Here is a 19,182-nt window from a genome sequence, read left to right as displayed (position 1 = left end):
AAGATTTTAGATTACAAAAATATCAAAAAAATACTTAAAATAACGCTGATTACACTTACTAGTATATTTCTACTGGTAATTTTGGCGTTATTTTCACTTCAGTTTTCTGCTGTACAAACCTACGTTTCTAAAAAAGTAGCGGCTTATTTGTCGGAGCAGCTGGATAGCAAAATTCGTTTACAACGTGTTTATTTCAAACCTTTCAGCGCGATACAATTACAGGAATTCGAGTTACTAGACAATAAAGGCAATCAAATTATTTATGTCGAAAGCTTAGATGCGTACTTGGTTCTTCGCGAATTCTTTAACAAGAAGATCAGAATTGAAGAGATAAAGCTAAAAAATGCCTACGTCGATTTTCAAATTTATGAAGACAGTACCAACTTCAGTAAAGTCATCACCTATTTTTCTCCAAAAGATAAACAATTAAAAACTTCTTCAAAAAAGAAACTCGCATTGTCTCTAGACAAAGTCGTACTCGAAAATAATCATATCAGATTGGTTAATCATCGTTTTAAGCACCACAATCGAGGTGTAGATTTTTCAGATTTGGATATTACGCACCTTTCAGGCGTATTCGATAATATCAAATTCGACTCTTTACGTATAGCTTCCACTATTTCCAATCTAACGTTTAAAGAAAAATCTGGATTACACCTCCAAGAGCTAAGCACTGATGCCAGTTATTCGGACAAAAAAATGGAATTTAAGGAATTTCATCTGGTAACCAACAATTCTGAACTACGGGACTATTTACTTTTTGAATACGAAAGCATAAACGATTTTCAAGATTTCATCAATAAAGTTCATGTGACTAGCCGATTAACGAACTCCAATGTAGATTCTCGCGATATCGAATTTTTTGCGCCGTCCATGAAGAATGTAATCTTTCAAACGGATATCACAAAGGCTACCCTATCGGGAACCGTCGCACATATTCGAGCAGAAGAAGTACAATTAAAGACATCGAAAAACACAGAGCTGATTGGTAACTTTACGATCAACGGGCTGCCCTATATCGAGCATACACTATTTGATTTTGATTTAGATAAATTACATACACATCCCAACGATATTGAGTATTTGGTTCCTCTTCTAGCAAACAGCAAGACATTCAAACTGCCCGAACAAGTACACCGTTTTAATACGGTAGTTTTTCAAGGCAAATTTCATGGACGTTATAATGATTTTTTGGTTAATGGAATGTTCCAAACTGCTTTAGGAGAACTGAAGACCACGAGTAAGATCAGCATAAAAAATAGACTCAGTTATAGCGGCCATATCCAATCCAAAAACTTTCAAATAGGAAAATTGATTAATACAGAGATCATCGAGAACACCGGACTAGATCTCAGTTACGAGGGATCAGGATTACTACTAAATGATTTGGTATTAGCGATTGACGGAAATATCCAGAACACCACTATTAAAAACTACAATTATGATTTAATAGTCCTCCGCGGTAATATCAAGGATAAAATTTTGCAAGTAGAAGGGAATATAGAAGATGAAAACCTACAGTTAGTTTATGCAAGTGATATTGACCTAAATTCCCAAAATCCTACTTACCAGTTAGATGGAAAAATTAATTTCGCTGCATTAAACAAATTAAATTGGGTCACTAAAGATAGCATCATTATACATCATGCTAATCTGAAAACAAATTTATCAGGAAATGCGTTAAATAATCTTATTGGTGGTCTAAATGCGGATAGTATTCAAATGACGACGACCCGAGGATATTTCAACATCAATGAATTACATTTCAGTGCAGAAGGCGATCAACAGGATCGGTTGCTGACCTTAAATTCGGACGTCGTAGACGCTAAAATGCAAGGCAACATTGATCTCAATACAATTGGAGCCTATTTCAGATCATTAGCCATGCGATATGCTCCAGCTATAGGTATCGAAGTTAAACCCTTCAATCCACAAAATTTCGATTTAGACTTGAATATTAAATCTTTTGAACCCGTGGCCGCTTTATTAGACCCTTCACTTTCATTAGACGATGGAGCCCATTTGAACGCATCATTCTCTACGACCAATTACACGGCTAAGTTCACCGGATTTAGTCCTTCCTTGACCTATAAGGGAATAAAAGTAACGAATTTAGCGATTGCCGAAAAAGCGGATGAAAATGCTTTTTCATTAAATGTGACCGCCGACAAATTGAATTTCTCAGATAGTGCCTACATCAATCACATTACTATCAAAAATGTATTAGCCAATGACAGCTTACATTTTAATATTGAGATGTCGGAAAAACAGGCGACCAACTACCTCAACCTTAATGGCAATATACATTTCGCGTACAACAAGCCAGCTTATATTCAATTTAGCCCGTCCACTATTCTGATTAATCGAGAAAATTGGTTTTTAAATAATGATGCACAACTTCGCGTTTCAAAAGGAAAAATCTACATTAAAAATTTATTATTAAGCCAAGCAAGACAACAGGTACAACTAGATGGCATTCTCTCCAATGAAAATGACAAGCTGAACATCCTTTTCGACAATTTCAGTTTAACATCTTTAAATGGCTTAACCAATCCCATAGGGATACAATTACGGGGTTTTATGAATGGAAAAATGGAAATAAATTCTATTTTCAAACAACCTTTTGTAGCAGCAAATATACAGACAACGCCTATTATCTATAATGACATTCCAATTGGACAACTGAATTTGATCGCTGACTTTGACCCAGAAAGTGGTTTAGCAAACGTCGATCTGAAATTAGTAGATACACAAAATCGGGGCATAAGTGTACAAGGAAATTACAATCTATCGAATGATGACGAGCCATTAAATCTTAAAGGAAATCTGAATGAAACAGATTTGATTATTTTCCAGCCTTTTTTAAAGAATCTTGTATCAGATCTAAAAGGTAAAGCAAACGCCAATGTAAGCATCATAGGCACCTTCCGAAATCCTAAAATAAGCGGTATTGGACGTTTTAGCAATGCAGAATTTACTGTAAACTATTTAAAGACACATTATCGGGTGGAAAATCAACCCGCAATGGTTCAAAATAATGCAGTCATGCTTCAAAATTTAAAACTCTTTGATGCCAAAGGAAATACCGCAACGGCCAACGGAATTATCGACTTGGCAAAACTGATCAATCCTTATATTGATGTGGATGTGGCGGGAGATAATTTTATGATCCTAAATACCAATTACAAGGACAACAACTTGTATTATGGTACAGCATTCGCCACGGGAAAATTTAAATTTAAAGGCTTTACTTCGGCAATCGATATCGATATCGACGCCAAATCTGAAGCAAATACGGTACTTACTATTCCTTTTAATAGCGCTATGACTATCGCAGAAAGTGATTTTATCTATTTCATAGGTCCCGACACCACTGAAAATAATAAGAAAGGAACCAAAAACTTATTTACGGGTCTGACGATGAATATGGATTTAGAACTTACCCCCGAAGCAGAACTTAACCTGCAAACAGACCTAGGGTCACTGAAGGGAAGGGGCACGGGCGAAGTTACTTTACGGATTTCCAGCTTAGGAGATTTTGAAATGTTTGGTGACTACGTAGTCAGTTCGGGAAAATTTCATTTTACAGCGCAAGATTTCATCAATAAATACTTTGATATTAAAGAAGGTGGAACTGTTCGCTGGACAGGGAATCCTAGGGAGGCCGTCATCAACCTGAATGCTATATATCAACAGCGAACCACTGTCGTCCCATTGTACAACGCCGCAGGGCGTTCTGGGGAAGATGAACGCGTGCTTGCACAAGCCGACATGATTATCAAAGGGACATTACAGCAACCTGATATTACTTTTGATTTGAATTTTCCGCAAAACCCTTACATTAAAGATCAATTGCAGAGTTATTTAAGCGATGTAAATAATATCAACCAGCAGGCTCTGAGCTTAATCGTACGTCGAAGTTTCACACCGAGTTCGACCAATGACGTTGGACGAGAAGTAAATAACACGCTATTATCAGCGGGGACTGAAATCGCATTTAATCAACTCAATAACATCATTTCCCAATCATTAAACGTCAATTTTTTCGATCTTAATATCCGTTCGTTAAATGACGCCTCCGCATCAGTTCGTTTATTAAATGACCGGCTTGTTTTGACTGGGGGGATTACCGACCGCCGTAATTACCAAGCCACAGACCTTACATTTTTTAGCGAGGGGGTCACTACCGATGCCGAGCTCACATACCGACTACGTAAAGACGGAAATCTTTTGCTTAGAGCATACAACCGTCCGTATACCCGCAATTTCTTAATCCGTGCCAATGATGCTGAATACATCAGCGCATTGGGTCTGGTGTATAGGCAGGAATTTAATTCCATTCAGGAATTTTGGCGTAAACTTTGGTATTGGGGCGACAAAAAAGAAGATAAGCCAAAAGAAAGTGTTCCCCCTTACATCGAAAAGAAAGACAATCCGTAAGCTCTTACTTTCTGTCAGATTGTGCTGTGACGGTCTACTTGATTAAAAGATAAAACAAGTGTTCCCACTCCTCTACAAGTGTCCCTTTGAATTCGGATTGACTAGCTCTTTTATACCAATAGCTTGCATTCCACAGGTCTCCTTCTACACGGTGTAAATAAGCGTGCACATGTGCTGAAGTTGGGTCCTTTAAATGGTCGATTAGATCATGGGCCAACCTCCAGTCTCCTTTGGCATCATACCAAAGCGCTTTAATATGTACGGAAGTATTTTCAGGTGGTAATGAACGTATAAGTGTTTCCTTGAATTCTTCTAAAGTCATAAAATAAAGATAGCAAAAAAGATCGATTTTTTGAATCGACCTTTTTTGCTATTTAAACTTACTAGCAAGTGCTGCTAGCTTTGCTCCCATATCTATCTCTTGGGTTTTACCTGAATTTCCACGAGGATTTTCATTCTTTTTTCGAGGCAAAACCTTTTCGGTTGTTTTCATGGAAAGACCTATGCGATTACGTTTCGCATCCACCTCGGTCACGGTGACCATAACATGTTGCTGCACCTTGACGATTTCATGCGGATTGGAGACGAAGCGATTGGACAATTGACTTAAATGCACCAAACCATCCTGATGCACACCGATATCGACAAAAGCACCAAAATTAGTAATATTCGTAACGATACCAGGCAACTTCATACCTGTACGTAAGTCGGCAATACTGTTCACACCCTCTGTAAAAGAAAATGCTTCAAATTGCTCTCTCGGATCTAATCCAGGCTTCGCCAATTCCATTAATATATCATTTAACGTGGGCAGTCCTACTTCATCTGTTATGTATGCTTTCAGATTAATCTGCTTTCTCACCTTCTCATCCTTAATCAAATCGCTTACTTCAACACCCAGGTCTTTCGCCATCTGCTCTACCAGCCCATATCGTTCTGGATGAACCGCAGATGCATCGAGCGGATGACTGGCATTCCGTATCCGTAAAAAGCCAGCAGCCTGTTCGAAAGCTTTATCACCCAATCGAGGAACCTTCTTCAGTTCCCTTCGGGAGCTAAATGGACCATTTTCCTTACGGTAGTTAACAATTTGTTGAGCCAAAGCAGGTCCTAAGCCAGAAATATAAGACAATATTTGCTTTGAAGCAGTATTTAATTCCACGCCCACAGCATTCACACAAGACATGACCGTATCATCCAAGGCCGTTTGTAGTTTATTCTGATCGACGTCATGCTGATACTGTCCTACTCCTATAGATTTGGGGTCAATTTTCACCAATTCGGCCAATGGGTCCATCAATCTGCGACCAATAGAAACCGCACCACGTACTGTAATGTCATAATCGGGAAACTCTTCACGCGCAGTCTCCGAGGCAGAATAGATTGAGGCTCCCGATTCATTGACCATTACAAGCGTTACATTTTGCAAGTCCAGTTTGCGAACAAAATCTTCCGTTTCACGCCCCGCCGTTCCATTACCGATAGCTATAGCTTCAATATCATACTTCGAGACCAGATGTTTAACCGTCTTCTCCGCCTCCACTGCTCCCCCAGCACCGGTATGCGGAAAGATAGCCGTATTTTCCAACAGATTACCTTGTGCATCCAGCACAACAGTTTTACAGCCCGTGCGAAATCCAGGATCGATAGCCAGTAACCTTCTTTGTCCAAGTGGAGCTGCCAATAGCAGTTGTCTTACATTATCCGCAAAAACTTTTATCGCTTCCTCATCGGCCTTTTGACGTGTCAGCACACGAATTTCAGTTTCCATCGAGGGTTTTAACAGACGCTTGTACCCGTCTATTATCGCCAACCGTACCTGCTTCGCAGCTTCATTAGTCCCATGTATATATATGGAATCGATTAATGGCAGTATCGATTCTTCCGACACCTCTATATCTAAGTATAAAAACTCTTCTTTCTCTCCGCGACGCATGGCCAATACACGATGTGAGGGAGCATCTTTGAGCGACTCCGACCACTCATAATAATCTTTATATTTCAAAGCAGATTCTTCTTTCCCCGGTACTACACGCGAAACAAAAGTACCTTTTTCTAAAAATACCCTACGCGTGCGCGCACGTACCTCTGCATCTTCAGCTATGGTTTCGGCGATAATATCCCTTGACCCTGCCAATGCATCTTCGACTGAAGAAACGCCTTTCTCTACATCGATAAAGTTTTTAGCCTGATCGTTAATTTCCATTAAATTTTGTGCTAGAAGAAAATCCGCTAGAGGTTGTAACCCTTTTTCACGTGCTGCGGATGCCCGAGTTTTGCGTTTGGGTTTATACGGAAGATAAATATCTTCTAATGCAGACATCGTTTCCGCAGATTTAACCTGTGCCTCTAATTCAGACGTAAGTTTTCCCTGATCTGCTATAGATTTCAAAACTGCGTCTTTACGCTTATCCAAATCGCGTAATTGCTGCATGCGATCACGGATAGACGTGATCTGAACCTCATCTAAACTCCCTGTAAGTTCTTTACGATACCGAGAAATAAATGGTATTGTAGCTCCTTCATCCAATAATCCAATTGTAGTACTTACCTGTTTGGAAGTAAGTGCCAATTCTTTCGAAATAATAATTTCGTGTAACATAAAAATTTAGTAGGTTCCTATTGAAAAATAAAGCCGTTGACGGTTATACATCAACAGCTTTAACATATATTTTAATTCGTTTTTTAAGCGTTTTTTATCGAGTCATCTTTTGATTCCTCATGATCTACAGCATTTGTTGTATCTTCATTATCTTCCGCTGTATTTTGATTGGCAAAATTATCGTTATAACCGTATTTATAATATTCCGATTCGTCTACCGGATGAGCTCCAGGATCGTGTTGATAGGTATTTTCTGGCGTAGTGAATTCTGGAAATTTCTTTTCAGCAACAGCCGATTCCTGTTCGTCTATTAAGTCCGAATTTTCATTTTCTTCAGCAGAAGTTTCAGTGTCTTCCGTTTTTTGTGGAGTAACCTTTTTATCCTCTACCGTCACATCTAAATCCTTTTCAAAGTTATTAATCTGATCTGAAATCTCTCTTTTAATCCCCTCAGAAGCATCTTTAAATTCGCGGATTCCTTTTCCTAGTCCACGCGCCAATTCCGGTAATTTCTTTCCTCCAAATAATAGTAAAATAACAATTACTATTAACATCATCTCCTGGGTCCCAATATTTAAAAATGCTAACGTCGTCATACTTTAATTACAATTTAATAAGGCTAAGGTAAGCGTATTATTTATTTTACCCAATACTTTACTGTAAATATTTAGACACAAAAACTTATTAATGGCTGTCCTAATTTGTAAGTATATCTTTTGTAGCTTTGCAGGCTAATTTACGAACGATGTTATCAAGTTTTAAGGCAAATAAAAATTATTATCTAAGTACTATCGCTTTGGCGGGGCCCGTAGTGATATCACAATTGGGGCATACATTGGTGCAAACTGCAGATACCATGATCGTAGGACACTTTGCCGGATGTATTCCTTTAGCAGCTGTTTCTCTATCTCATTCCTTTTTTATGGTCGTACTCGTGATAGGGATAGGCATTGCTTATGGCCTCACCCCTCTAATCGCACAAGAAAATGGCAAAACAAACAAAGAAGAATGTGCTAAACTACTTTCCAACAGCTTTTGGATAAACTTTTTCACCGGTATAATTTTATTCTGTTTCGTATACTTTGGCTCTATGGTCGCTATGGATTATGCCGATCAAGATCCGCAGGTCGTAAGAGAGGCCAAGCCCTATTTATTTTTATTAAGTTTATCCATTTGGCCACTAATGGTATTCAATACCTTCAAACAATTTGCGGAGGGACTAGGGTTTACGAAACAAGCGATGAATATCACCATTTGGGGAAATGTGTTAAATGTAGTAATTGCTATTGTATTGGTAAAAGGGATGTTTGGTTTTGAACCGATGGGAATTCGGGGCGTAGGATTGGCCACATTAATTGACCGGGTACTGATGATGATAGTCATGATGACGTATGTGTTGCGTGCCAAACCTTTTAAATCATATCTGATAAAATTTAACCTGTTCTTTGTACAATGGCAAAGAATAAAAAACATATTGCGTATCGGAGCCCCCGTAGCTATGCAATATGTATTCGAAATTGGTGCCTTTGCAGGAGCATCGGTAATTGCAGGCCAGATTGGCGCATTAGAACAAGCATCCCATCAGGTAGCAATCACGTTAGCAGCAATGACTTATATGATGGCCAGTGGCATCGCTGCCGCCGCTACAATCAAAACGGGCAACAGTTTCGGGAACAACAAGTATTATAGGTTACAGAAATTCGCAAGTGTATCGTATCATCTGGTTTTGATCTTTATGGTTTTTACGGCCGTATTATTCGCTGTGTTCAACCAATACTTACCACATCTCATCACTACGGATACGGCCGTGATTCAGCTTTCAGCTCAATTATTAATTATTGCAGGACTATTTCAGTTATTTGACGGAACGCAGGTGGTGGGTTTAGGAATCCTACGCGGTATGGGAGATGTAAATATACCAACGCTGTTTACGTTTATCGCCTATTGGATTATCGGATTACCGACCGGCTATTTTATGGGCATTAACCTGGGCTGGGGAGTCCAAGGAGTATGGTACGGGTTGACACTCGGGCTATTGACTTCATCTTTGCTATTATACCTCAGATACAGGCATATCATCCAACGAAAACTGGTCTAGCTACATACAATTAAGAGCGCCCTCGATGTGAATTAGTGGACTGAGATAAGGAATATCGAGGTTAGCCCCACGCAACAGAAACCACATACCCATCAATAAATAGAGAAACGGAATAATTCTGACGAATTTCATCTTAAAAATACTTTTGGGTAAAGAGGTTGCAAAAGAAAATGTAAACATCAGCGGTAATGTTCCTAGCCCGAACAAGACCATGAACCAAAAGCTATTCATTACTTGATCGGCATTCATTGCCGAAGCCAGTGCCATATATACCATACCACAGGGCAAAATACCATTGAGTATGCCCGCTATAAAAGCTCCTCCTGGCTTATATAGCCATTTGCCCATTACACGAGCAAGAGGCTGTATTGCTCTGGTTTGTAACCGAGCCAACTTTATAGACTTTTTGCCTACGAAATAAAATAATCCAATTACAATTAGGATAGCTCCTGTAATAACAGAAAATCCCTCTTGCCATCCCTGTAAAGCCGCAAGACTACCAAATAGCCCCACTAGTAATCCAATGCAGCCGTAAGTTAAAATCCGCCCTGTTTGATGCAACAGTTTATTGAACGTTTGTCTCCATGAGATGCGCTGGTTGCCTTGTATAGCAACAAGAAGTGGCCCGCACATCACCACGCAGTGTATGCTACCAAATAGGCCCATAAAAAAAGCAAGGTAGTGATACGTCATTATGCGTTACTGAATATTAAGCGACTGATCGGCGATATATCCCTTTCCATTCGCATCCCAAGAAATCTCCAGGTTCCAATTTCCTTTTTCAAAAGAAGCAGTGGGTAACTTAAAAATATTATTCGTGGTATAAAACGGGATCTTTTTATCCAAAGAGCCATCTGAATTTCTTTGAAAACGCAGGGTCCCCCTATTACTATCCTGCGTGAATATAATAACCAGTGTATCACTATTCAGTTGAATAGTAGGTGCTGCCCTATCGTCTAATAAATTTTGTTTACGATCGTAAACCTGATCGTAGTTTAGACTTTTTTCATAGTAATCTTCCTCTACCAAGGTATCTGTATCCTGGCTTACCATATAGACCCCAGCCGCGATTATAAATAACATAAATGTCGCTAAGCCCAAAACAATTTTCATTCCCCAATTCATATGTATTATATATTATAATCTAAGTTCCGGGAGGTGCTATAAAAGTTGTTTTCATCTTCTCAACTACCTTCCCTTCGGAAATTACATTTACGTTAACATTCGTTTTATATTTTGAGATATGCTCTCTTCTGCCAATCAAAAAGAAACTCATCTTAGCCATTCCATCCTTTTGCAATCTTTCTATTTTATTAACCAATTGCAGCTGCAATTCCGGATTTTCGGGCACCAGCTCGAAGGTGATCTCCTTACCACTTTTATTCATGAGTTCCAACGTATACAAGTTGCTGATAGTACCATCCGGACGCGTTTGGTAGGTGCTGCCTGTCGCACGAAGCAGGGAGGTGCCAATAATAGCACGGCTAAATATCATATATCCGAATATCCCCATAAGTAAGGCTAAAATAACGGTATAAAATAGAGAGCGGGTGTTGTTTTTTTTAAAATTAGCCTTGTCCTCTACCTCTGCCATCGAATAGAAACCGATAAGCCGTTTCGGTTTATTTATTTTTTCCATGACCGTATCGCATGCATCAATACAAGCTGTACAATTCACACACTCCAATTGTATACCGTTCCGTATATCAATCCCTGTCGGACAAACATGAACGCATAATTTACAATCTATACAGTCGCCTTTCTGTTCGTCTAAGTCTTCTTCCGTGCGTAATCTTCCTCTAGGCTCACCACGTTTTTCGTCGTAAGCAACAGTAAGGCTCCTATCGTCTAATAATACCCCCTGTAATCTTCCGTAAGGACAGATTGTTGTACATACTATTTCCCGGACGTAAGCGAATACAACATAAAATAAGAGCGTAAAGATAATAATCGACACAAAACCGCCTACATGTTGATCCACTGGGTCGTTCATTATTTGAAATAGGGCATCCGTACCGATGATATAGGCCAAGAAAATATTGGAAATGAAAAAAGATATCGCCAAAAATATGGTTTGCTTCAGCATTTTTTTCCAAGCACGTAAATCCGTACTGGCACCTTCATTTACTTTTTTTTGTCGTTGCCAATCTCCTTCAATCCAATATTCAATCCTGCGGAATACAAGCTCCATGAAAATTGTTTGTGGACAAACCCACCCGCACCACACCCTGCCGTACACCACTGTAAAAAGAACAATAGAGACGAGAATAATCAAACTGCCAAAAACGAATATATGTAAATCCTGAGGATAGAAAATATTTCCAAAAATAGAAAACTTTCGCTCAATGATATTGAACATTAAAAAGGGGTTTCCGTCAACTCTTACAAAAGGAGCCACAAAAAGGAACAGCAGCAAACTATATCCTACGCCTTGTCTATAGTTGTAAAGCTTCCCAGAAAGCTTTTTTACATATATCCATTGTCGCTTTGATTTAGATTGCTGAGCTTGTAATTCCTTTGCTGCTGTTCCCATTGTCACCTCACTTCGGCTATTATTATTTATTTAACTACTGTAGAATCCGGAATGCTCTCCACTCCCGCTAGTTCGTAAATAACTTCAATTCCCTCCGGTGCTTTTGGATTGGCAGGCTTTGTATCTCTAAGCGTTAAGATGTAATTACTAACTTCAGCAATTTGTCCCGATGTCAGCGTTTGTTCCCAAGGAACCATGCCTTTTTCGGGTACACCATATTTAACCGTTTTGAAAATATCTTTTATTTCTCCGCCATGAAGCCAGTTTCTATCTGTCAAATTTGGCCCAATCGTACCTTCACCGTTATTTCCGTGACATGCCGCACAGTTGGCCATGAAAATGGATTTTCCAGCTGTTGCTAGAGCAGGATCCGCCAACACGTTACTTTCGTCTACCAAATTAGCAGCCTGTGCTAAGTACTCCTGCTTTTGCTTTTCAGCCACAGCGACTTCGTGATTGTATTCTTGGTCTTGCAACATCCCCCAACCAAATACATGATAAATCAATAAATATACAACACCGAAACAAACAGTAGAATAAAACAGCGCGTTAAACCAAATTGGGATTGGATTATCCAGCTCTTTGATACCATCATATTCATGGTCTATCTCGATATCCTTTTCTTCTTCAAGAGGTCTTAGCCCCAATATGTTGTTCCATCTCGCTATTCTGTTTTGTTTAGATTTTAGTCTAGTGCTTTTTTTAACTTCTTCTTCCTGTTTGATCAATTCCGGCATCGTCACCTTTAAAATAGAACGCATTGCCTTTTGTACTACTATCGCAGATACCAATAGTACAATCATTACTATAATCAATGCTACTATTAGAATGTCATTATACATATTCCCAGATCCAAATGTCCATTCCGAGACATGGGCTGTCGTATCCGCTGCTATTAAAAATAAATTCATAATCTTAGTTTCTATTTTGCTGAACGGTCAATTTCTTTTTCAGATTCATCAAATGGAATTTGTTTCATATACTTTATATGATCTTTACCCATAAAGAATAACATAAGCCCAACCAGGACAAAAAAGACGATGAAGATCCAAAGTGATGTGATCAAATACATTTCATCACCATTTAAATTTGTTATCTGTTTAAACATTTTCCTTTAAATTATAGTTAAGTCTTATTCTTGTCCCACATTTGTAGGTTCGTCTTTTTTTGGCTCAGCTTTAATATCCGTCCCCAACCGTTGTAAGTAAGCAATCAGCGCAATAATCTCCCGGTCAGATTTTACGCTTACCTGATTAGTCGCTAAATCTTTTACAATACGCTCGGCCTGCTGTTCTGCAGCGATCACGGCTTTATCCACCTCCTCATTCGAATAAGGAACACCAAGGATACGCATAGCATTCATTTTAGCTTTTAAGGTACTGTTATCCGATTTTTGTTCGATGAGCCAAGGATATGAAGGCATAATACTTCCCGGAGAAGTGATCGTCGGATCCAGCATATGGTCAAAATGCCATTTGTTTGGATATTTACCTCCTATGCGATGTAAATCTGGCCCCGTCCGTTTCGATCCCCACAAAAAAGGCATATCGTAAACAAACTCACCCGCTTTACTATATTCCCCATATCGTGCCGTTTCCGAACGGAAAGGCCTTATAGTCTGTGTATGACAATTCACACAGCCTTCGCGTATATACAAATCCCTCCCTTGTAATTCAAGTGCCGTGTAGGGTTTGACACTACTGATCGTCGGAATATTACTTTGTATCGTAAATGTTGGTATCATCTCTACAATACCACCTATGAGTATAGCGATTAATGCTAATACCATAAATAATACAGGCTTACGTTCTAATCTACGGTGCTGCGAACGTTCATTAACCACTAAAGGTGCTAAAGAGGGTGCTTCTGCCGCTTCATTCGCGACCAATTTACCCGACTTTATCGTTTTCACTAAATTGTACGTCATGATGATCACACCGGTTAAGTACAATGCTCCACCTAATGCACGCATCATATGCATTGGAAGAATTTCCAAAGTCGTCGCCAAAAAGTTCGGATATTTTAAGACACCTTCAGGCGTAAATTCTTTCCACATCAGACCTTGTACTACCGCTGCCCAATACATTGGGATGGCGTAGAATAAAATACCCAATGTACCTATCCAAAAGTGGACATTAGCAAGCTTTTTAGAATACAGTTGTGTTTTATAAATACGGGGGAGCAACCAATACAGAATAGCAAATGTCATAAAACCATTCCATCCTAATGCGCCAATATGAACATGGGCTACGATCCAATCGGTAAAGTGCGCAATCGCGTTAACTTGCTTTAACGACAACATTGGCCCTTCGAATGTAGCCATACCATAACTGGTCAGCGCCACCACCATAAATTTTAAAGTAGGTTCCGTACGCACTTTATCCCACGCACCACGTAATGTCAAAAGCCCATTGATCATTCCGCCCCAAGATGGTGCGATAAGCATGATTGAAAATACAACGCCCAAAGATTGTACCCACCCGGGCAATGACGTGTATAATAAATGGTGGGGACCAGCCCAGATATAAATAAAAATTAAAGACCAGAAGTGAAGAATACTCAGCTTGTAGGAGTAAACCGGTCTATTTGCCATTTTAGGAAGGAAATAATACATCATTCCCAAAAATGGAGTTGTTAAGAAAAAAGCAACGGCGTTGTGACCGTACCACCATTGCACCAAAGCATCCTGAACACCAGCATATACATAAAAACTCTTCCACATTCCTACAGGTAATTGTATGGAGTTTACGATATGCAATACCGCTACAGTAACGAAGGTCGCAATGTAAAACCACACCGCTACATACATATGTCGCTCCCTACGCTTGATAATCGTACCGAACATATTGATCCCAAACACTACCCACACAACGGTAATGGCTAAATCAATAGGCCATTCCATCTCAGCGTATTCATGCGATGTAGTCAAGCCAAGCGGTAATGTAATAGCCGATGCTACAATTACCAACTGCCATCCCCAAAAATGTATTTTCCCCAATACATCACTAAACATTCTTGCTTTCAATACACGTTGCATGGAGTAATATACTCCCATAAAAATAGCGTTACCCACGAAAGCAAAAATCACCGCATTCGTATGAACCGGGCGAACTCTACCAAAAGTCGTATATTGATTAAGGAAGTTCAATTCCGGCCATATCAATTGGCATGCGATCAGTAAACCAACTGACATACCTATAATACCCCAGATAATTGTTGCGATTCCAAAGTCGCGGACAATTTTGTTGTCATAATTAAATTGCTCTAACTGCATTACTCGTCATTTTTATTTCGAGAGTAAAAGTAGAGACAATTACATGACATTCTAATGACGTACAGCCTTTAAAAATATGACCATCATCACAGTTTCGAAAAATCTAGATCGGCAATAAAAAAAGGCTTAGAATATGCTTCCAAGCCTTTTTGGGATTCAATTATTTTTAAATTTATCCTTTCGAAATATGAAGATTTTCATCGTAACCATACTTCTCCGGATTTTCGATAACTTCTTTAACGGAAATTAATTTATATACATATGCTGCTGTTTCCGAGTTAAGACGTAATGCGTAGTAGTTATCAACTCCCTGACGACGCAACGAAGATTTTAAGCTTCCTCCGCCGACATTGTAAGCGGCTGCCACCAATGTCCAATCACCAAATTCACTGTACAGGTACTGTAGATAACGTGCTGCAGCGTGGGTAGATTTAACCAGATCTAATCGTTCATCGACTTTCGAATTCACTTTCAATCCAAACAGTCTCGCTGTCTGAGGCATAAATTGCCAATAGCCACCTGCGCCTTTATGCGATCTGACACCTGCGTCCATACCACTCTCTACCAAGGGGATGTATTTAAAATCCTCTGGAATACCATATGACATTAAAATCGTTGAGACGCTTGGTAAGTGTTGAGCTGCTTTTTCGTGCAAATAATGAGATTGCTGCTTTTTGAAGGAGAAGTTTGAAAGGTACTTACCAAGTTTGCGTTTAACAAAGCTGTCTTCCATTGGGGGACATTCATCTGCGAATGTTATGGTTTTATAGTAAGCCTCTAACTGTTTTTCCGGTGAGCTTTCCTTTTCTTTGACTTTGCTCACCGCATAAGCAATTAATTTTTGCTTGTATGGATCTTCTATAGATTCCGTCTGTGGGTTTGAGTATAATTTCGACAACAACATTGCCGACAAAATCACACTACTACATAATACTTTCTTTCTGATCATTCACTCCCTTACTGCTACTCTATCCACGATAAATCGATCAAGAAATAGCTTGGTCCAAATTTGAATTGCCAAAGATATGTACTATTTAGTTAAAAAACAAATACTTACAACTTTACCTGTTTTTACCACGTCTTAAAATCCCCTTAACGGTATTATCGAAGCTAAAATCCAAACAAAAAAAAATTAAAAAATTTATCAATAATTTGAGTAACTTTGTAGTTCAATTTTAATAAAAATATGCCTTTCAAAAATCAAAGGAACAGTCGCGATGACAACTCCAAAAAACAACGAAACAACTCAGAAAGTTTCAAATCAAAGGGTAGTCAAGGCAAAAGAAGTACCAACACCAAAGGTGATTCGTACAGTAAATTTTCTTCTGGAAGCGATGATAAAAGCGCTTTCTCCCATGCTAAAAGATCTGGAAAACCATTCACAAAGAAATTTGATGATAAAGGAGAGAAAGGTTTTGAGCACAGTGAAGATAAACCACGTAATTTCAAATCGTTTTCAAAGACAGATGACAAAGGATTCGCTCCTAGAAAAGGGACTGGAAGACCTTTTGAAAAGAAATTTGACGACAGAGAAAATAAACCGAAGGGTTTTAAAGCATCGGGAAAACCTTTCGAAAAGAAATTCGATGATAAAGGCGGAAAACCGAGAAGCTTTGGACCTTCTTCAAGAAGTGAGGGAAGAACATCTCCTTCAGGCAGAAAATTTTCTGAACGTCCTTATGAGAAGAGAGTCGACGCTAAAGGTGAATCAAAGGATTTCGATAATTCAGAAGAAAAAGAGAACAGGTATAAAATTCCGGGAAAACGAAAATTTTCTCCTGCTCAAAGACCCGCATCACGCACAAATGAAGACGACGGTACGATCCGTCTAAATAGATATATCTCAAATTCGGGAATTTGTTCACGACGCAAAGCCGATGAACTAATTGAGGCGGGGGTCATCTCCGTAAACGGCGAAGTTGTCACAGAATTAGGCACTAAAGTAGATCCGGCAAAAGACGAAATACGTTACAATAACGAACGTCTTAAGCGTGAAAAAATGGTCTATGTATTACTTAATAAACCAAAAGATTATATCACGACCACAGATGATCCGCAGGAACGTAAAACGGTCATGCAGTTAGTTTCTAAAGCAACTAAGGAGCGCATCTATCCTGTCGGTCGTCTGGACCGAAATACCACTGGCCTATTACTTTTAACAAATGATGGTAGCCTAGCGGAAAAACTTTCGCACCCACGCAATAATGTCAGTAAGATATACAACATTGAGTTAGACAAAAACCTAACCCAAGGAGATTTCAATAAAATTGAATTTGGTATAGAATTGGAAGATGGTATTATCAAGCCTGATGATATCAGCTATGTACAAGGTGCCAGCAAACGCGAAGTCGGCATCCAAATTCACTCCGGGAAAAACCGTATCGTAAGGCGTATTTTTGAATCATTGGGCTATGAAGTTATAAAACTCGATCGAGTAGTTTACGCGAACTTGACGAAGAAAGATCTTCCTCGTGGACGATGGAGATATTTAGAAGAAAGAGAGTTAATTCAATTAAAACATTTGATAAAATAATCAAACGGGGTGCATTTGAAAATGCACCTTTTTTGTTGTAATGACTTTTCGTATTTTAGCAAAAATTAAACAGTATGACAGATCCAAAAACACTTACCTCCGTAGCCGAGTTTCATAAGACATTTCATCATCCCATATTAGATACACCGACAATACCTTCAGAAGCACGCTGTAATCTACGTGTAGCCTTAATTGCAGAAGAACTTAAAGAACTAGAAGAAGCAATCAAAGCTAAAGACATTGTAGAAATCGCAGATGCCTTATGTGATATTCAATACGTATTATCTGGGGCAGTGTTGGAATTTGGTCTTAAAGATAAATTCAATGCATTATTTGAAGAAGTTCAGCGATCCAATATGAGTAAGGCCTGTAAAGACGAGCATGAAGCCAAAGCCACACAAGCGCATTATAAAACGAAAGGTGTAGACAGCTACTATAAAGAAGTAGACGGACTATATTTAGTTTTCAGAGAAGGAGATAATAAAACCTTAAAATCTATCAACTATTCTCCAGCTGATTTAGCGACGATTGTAAAAAAATAAGGAAGGCGACAATAGTCGCCTTTTTGCTGCTAAAGATTGTCGTTTGCTGCAATCGGTCTAGGAGTAAACAAACTTCCTTGAACAACACCTCTTGCCTCCATTCCTTTGTCAATATAAGTTTGAATTCCGGATTTTGGAAGTCCCCAATTAGGTGCGATGAGTAATTCTTTATCGGCAATCCCAAAAATACGTTGAACAACTATATCCGGTCTTAGCAAGGGGATAAACTTAGATAAGAACGACGTATATTCCTCTATAGAAAATAGTTTAAAAGGTTCTTTTTTATATTTTGCTCCCATAATTGAGCCCTCTACAATATGTAAATGATGTAGCTTAACAAATTTAATTTGTGTATTCTTATTAATTTCATCCGCATATCTTAGCATCATCTCTTCTGTTTCCCAAGGGAAACCAAAAATCGTATGTACACAAATTTCCAGTGGTGAATTTTCGAGCAAGCCCATAATGTTTGTAAACTCGTCATGGGAACAGCCTCTATTAATTCTTTCTAACGTATCGTTATAAATAGATTCCATTCCCATCTCCAAATCTACATCGTATCGATCACAATAACTCTCCAAAAGTGCGATCTTTTCAAGATCGAGGCAATCTGGACGTGTTCCCACAGAAAGTCCTAGTGTATTTTCCGGATCTATACTCAATGCTTCATCATACAGCATTTTGAGCATATGTGCAGGTGCGTAGGTATTTGTATTAGGCTGAAAGTAAATAATAAACTTTTCCGCACCATAACTATTCCTAGCACGTGCTATACCATTTTCGACCTGTTCTCTTATGGAGGGAATTTTACGCGCTGTATCAGGCGTAAACGAGTCTACATTACAATACGTGCATCCTCCGTATCCTTTGCTACCATCACGATTAGGACAGGTAAAATTACCATCTACGATAACCTTAAAAACCCTTCGTCCGTTATATTTCTCTCTCAAGTATGCACCGTAATGATTATACGGTTTAATACCATTGTCTAATTGTGTAGCCATTGCAGATACAAAGGTAAATAAATATTTATCACAAAAAAAGAGCCCTTACTGTTTCCAGCAAGGGCTCTGTATAAAAAAAGGCACCGACCTACTCTCCCACCTGTTACGGCAATACCATCGGCTCTGGCGGGCTTGACTTCTCTGTTCGGAATGGGA

At 39.0% G+C, this 19,182-nt stretch carries 14 protein-coding genes and 1 rRNA gene; 4 read left to right on the top strand and 11 right to left on the bottom strand.

Translation table 11 applies throughout. The features are described 5' to 3' along the window. Positions 1-3 precede the first annotated feature (3 nt). The gene (locus FAZ15_RS20790; protein WP_449448573.1) at positions 4-4,440 is read left to right on the top strand and encodes a translocation/assembly module TamB domain-containing protein; all 4,437 of its coding nucleotides are present in this window, start codon (positions 4-6) and stop codon (positions 4,438-4,440) included. 34 nt (positions 4,441-4,474) lie between these two features. Here the strand turns inward: FAZ15_RS20790 and FAZ15_RS20785 are convergent, their stop codons facing one another. From FAZ15_RS20785 to FAZ15_RS23060, 3 genes are all read right to left on the bottom strand, one after another. Next, on the bottom strand, positions 4,475-4,762 hold the full coding sequence (locus FAZ15_RS20785) for a hypothetical protein (protein ID WP_136903298.1): 288 nt from the start codon (positions 4,760-4,762) through the stop codon (positions 4,475-4,477). 48 nt (positions 4,763-4,810) lie between these two features. Beyond that, a complete protein-coding gene (locus tag FAZ15_RS20780; protein WP_136903297.1) occupies positions 4,811-7,042 on the bottom strand; it encodes a Tex family protein in 2,232 nt (743 codons plus the stop codon). A gap of 83 nt (positions 7,043-7,125) precedes the next feature. Beyond that, entirely contained in the window at positions 7,126-7,599 is a 474-nt protein-coding gene (locus tag FAZ15_RS23060) for a Sec-independent protein translocase subunit TatA/TatB (protein WP_394343820.1), read from the bottom strand. A 188-nt stretch (positions 7,600-7,787) separates the two neighbouring features. Here FAZ15_RS23060 and FAZ15_RS20770 point away from each other — a divergent pair, with 188 nt between their 5' ends. Further along, complete coding sequence (locus FAZ15_RS20770; RefSeq protein ID WP_136903295.1) at positions 7,788-9,140, top strand: MATE family efflux transporter; 1,353 nt, start codon at positions 7,788-7,790, stop codon at positions 9,138-9,140. Here the strand turns inward: FAZ15_RS20770 and FAZ15_RS20765 are convergent, their stop codons facing one another. From FAZ15_RS20765 to FAZ15_RS20735, 6 genes are all read right to left on the bottom strand, one after another. Continuing rightward, positions 9,141-9,833, bottom strand: a complete 693-nt coding sequence (locus FAZ15_RS20765) for a sulfite exporter TauE/SafE family protein (RefSeq protein ID WP_136903294.1) — start codon at positions 9,831-9,833, stop codon at positions 9,141-9,143. 6 nt (positions 9,834-9,839) lie between these two features. Continuing rightward, a complete protein-coding gene (locus FAZ15_RS20760; RefSeq protein WP_238387331.1) occupies positions 9,840-10,253 on the bottom strand; it encodes a FixH family protein in 414 nt (137 codons plus the stop codon). A gap of 31 nt (positions 10,254-10,284) precedes the next feature. Continuing rightward, positions 10,285-11,673: a cytochrome c oxidase accessory protein CcoG gene (ccoG, locus tag FAZ15_RS20755; protein ID WP_136903292.1), complete on the bottom strand. Its 1,389-nt coding sequence runs from the start codon at positions 11,671-11,673 to the stop codon at positions 10,285-10,287. Positions 11,674-11,699: 26 nt separating this feature from the next. Beyond that, entirely contained in the window at positions 11,700-12,584 is an 885-nt protein-coding gene (locus FAZ15_RS20750; protein WP_136903291.1) for a cbb3-type cytochrome c oxidase N-terminal domain-containing protein, read from the bottom strand. 221 nt (positions 12,585-12,805) lie between these two features. Further along, positions 12,806-14,947: a cytochrome-c oxidase, cbb3-type subunit I gene (gene ccoN / locus FAZ15_RS20740; protein WP_136903289.1), complete on the bottom strand. Its 2,142-nt coding sequence runs from the start codon at positions 14,945-14,947 to the stop codon at positions 12,806-12,808. A 172-nt stretch (positions 14,948-15,119) separates the two neighbouring features. Next, positions 15,120-15,896, bottom strand: a complete 777-nt coding sequence (locus tag FAZ15_RS20735; protein WP_136903288.1) for a lytic transglycosylase domain-containing protein — start codon at positions 15,894-15,896, stop codon at positions 15,120-15,122. Between the two features lie 237 nt (positions 15,897-16,133). Between FAZ15_RS20735 and FAZ15_RS20730 the strand changes: the two genes are divergently transcribed. Together FAZ15_RS20730 and FAZ15_RS20725 are read left to right on the top strand one after the other, a co-directional pair. After that, positions 16,134-17,480: a pseudouridine synthase gene (locus tag FAZ15_RS20730; protein ID WP_136903287.1), complete on the top strand. Its 1,347-nt coding sequence runs from the start codon at positions 16,134-16,136 to the stop codon at positions 17,478-17,480. A 74-nt stretch (positions 17,481-17,554) separates the two neighbouring features. Then, on the top strand, positions 17,555-18,022 hold the full coding sequence (locus FAZ15_RS20725; protein WP_136903286.1) for a pyrophosphohydrolase domain-containing protein: 468 nt from the start codon (positions 17,555-17,557) through the stop codon (positions 18,020-18,022). Positions 18,023-18,051: 29 nt separating this feature from the next. Here the strand turns inward: FAZ15_RS20725 and FAZ15_RS20720 are convergent, their stop codons facing one another. Together FAZ15_RS20720 and rrf are read right to left on the bottom strand one after the other, a co-directional pair. Continuing rightward, the gene (locus FAZ15_RS20720) at positions 18,052-19,026 is read right to left on the bottom strand and encodes a TIGR01212 family radical SAM protein (RefSeq protein WP_136903285.1); all 975 of its coding nucleotides are present in this window, start codon (positions 19,024-19,026) and stop codon (positions 18,052-18,054) included. A gap of 75 nt (positions 19,027-19,101) precedes the next feature. Beyond that, positions 19,102-19,182: ribosomal RNA gene (gene rrf / locus FAZ15_RS23195) — 5S ribosomal RNA — on the bottom strand; the annotation flags it as partial.

Source organism: Sphingobacterium olei (assembly GCF_005048855.1).
Lineage (GTDB): Bacteria > Bacteroidota > Bacteroidia > Sphingobacteriales > Sphingobacteriaceae > Sphingobacterium > Sphingobacterium olei.
This window is presented reverse-complemented; position numbering and strand designations above follow the sequence as displayed.

Coding starts and splice junctions, on each gene's coding strand:
- FAZ15_RS20730 (WP_136903287.1), top strand. CDS start 16,134: ATGCCTTTCAAAAATCAAAGGAACAGTCGCGATGACAACTCCAAAAAA.
- FAZ15_RS20760 (WP_238387331.1), bottom strand. CDS start 10,253: ATGAAAATTGTTTTGGGCTTAGCGACATTTATGTTATTTATAATCGCG.
- FAZ15_RS20785 (WP_136903298.1), bottom strand. CDS start 4,762: ATGACTTTAGAAGAATTCAAGGAAACACTTATACGTTCATTACCACCT.
- FAZ15_RS20770 (WP_136903295.1), top strand. CDS start 7,788: ATGTTATCAAGTTTTAAGGCAAATAAAAATTATTATCTAAGTACTATC.
- FAZ15_RS20780 (WP_136903297.1), bottom strand. CDS start 7,042: ATGTTACACGAAATTATTATTTCGAAAGAATTGGCACTTACTTCCAAA.
- FAZ15_RS20720 (WP_136903285.1), bottom strand. CDS start 19,026: ATGGCTACACAATTAGACAATGGTATTAAACCGTATAATCATTACGGT.
- FAZ15_RS20725 (WP_136903286.1), top strand. CDS start 17,555: ATGACAGATCCAAAAACACTTACCTCCGTAGCCGAGTTTCATAAGACA.
- FAZ15_RS20735 (WP_136903288.1), bottom strand. CDS start 15,896: ATGATCAGAAAGAAAGTATTATGTAGTAGTGTGATTTTGTCGGCAATG.
- FAZ15_RS20750 (WP_136903291.1), bottom strand. CDS start 12,584: ATGAATTTATTTTTAATAGCAGCGGATACGACAGCCCATGTCTCGGAA.
- FAZ15_RS20765 (WP_136903294.1), bottom strand. CDS start 9,833: ATGACGTATCACTACCTTGCTTTTTTTATGGGCCTATTTGGTAGCATA.
- ccoN (WP_136903289.1), bottom strand. CDS start 14,947: ATGCAGTTAGAGCAATTTAATTATGACAACAAAATTGTCCGCGACTTT.
- FAZ15_RS23060 (WP_394343820.1), bottom strand. CDS start 7,599: ATGATGTTAATAGTAATTGTTATTTTACTATTATTTGGAGGAAAGAAA.
- ccoG (WP_136903292.1), bottom strand. CDS start 11,673: ATGGGAACAGCAGCAAAGGAATTACAAGCTCAGCAATCTAAATCAAAG.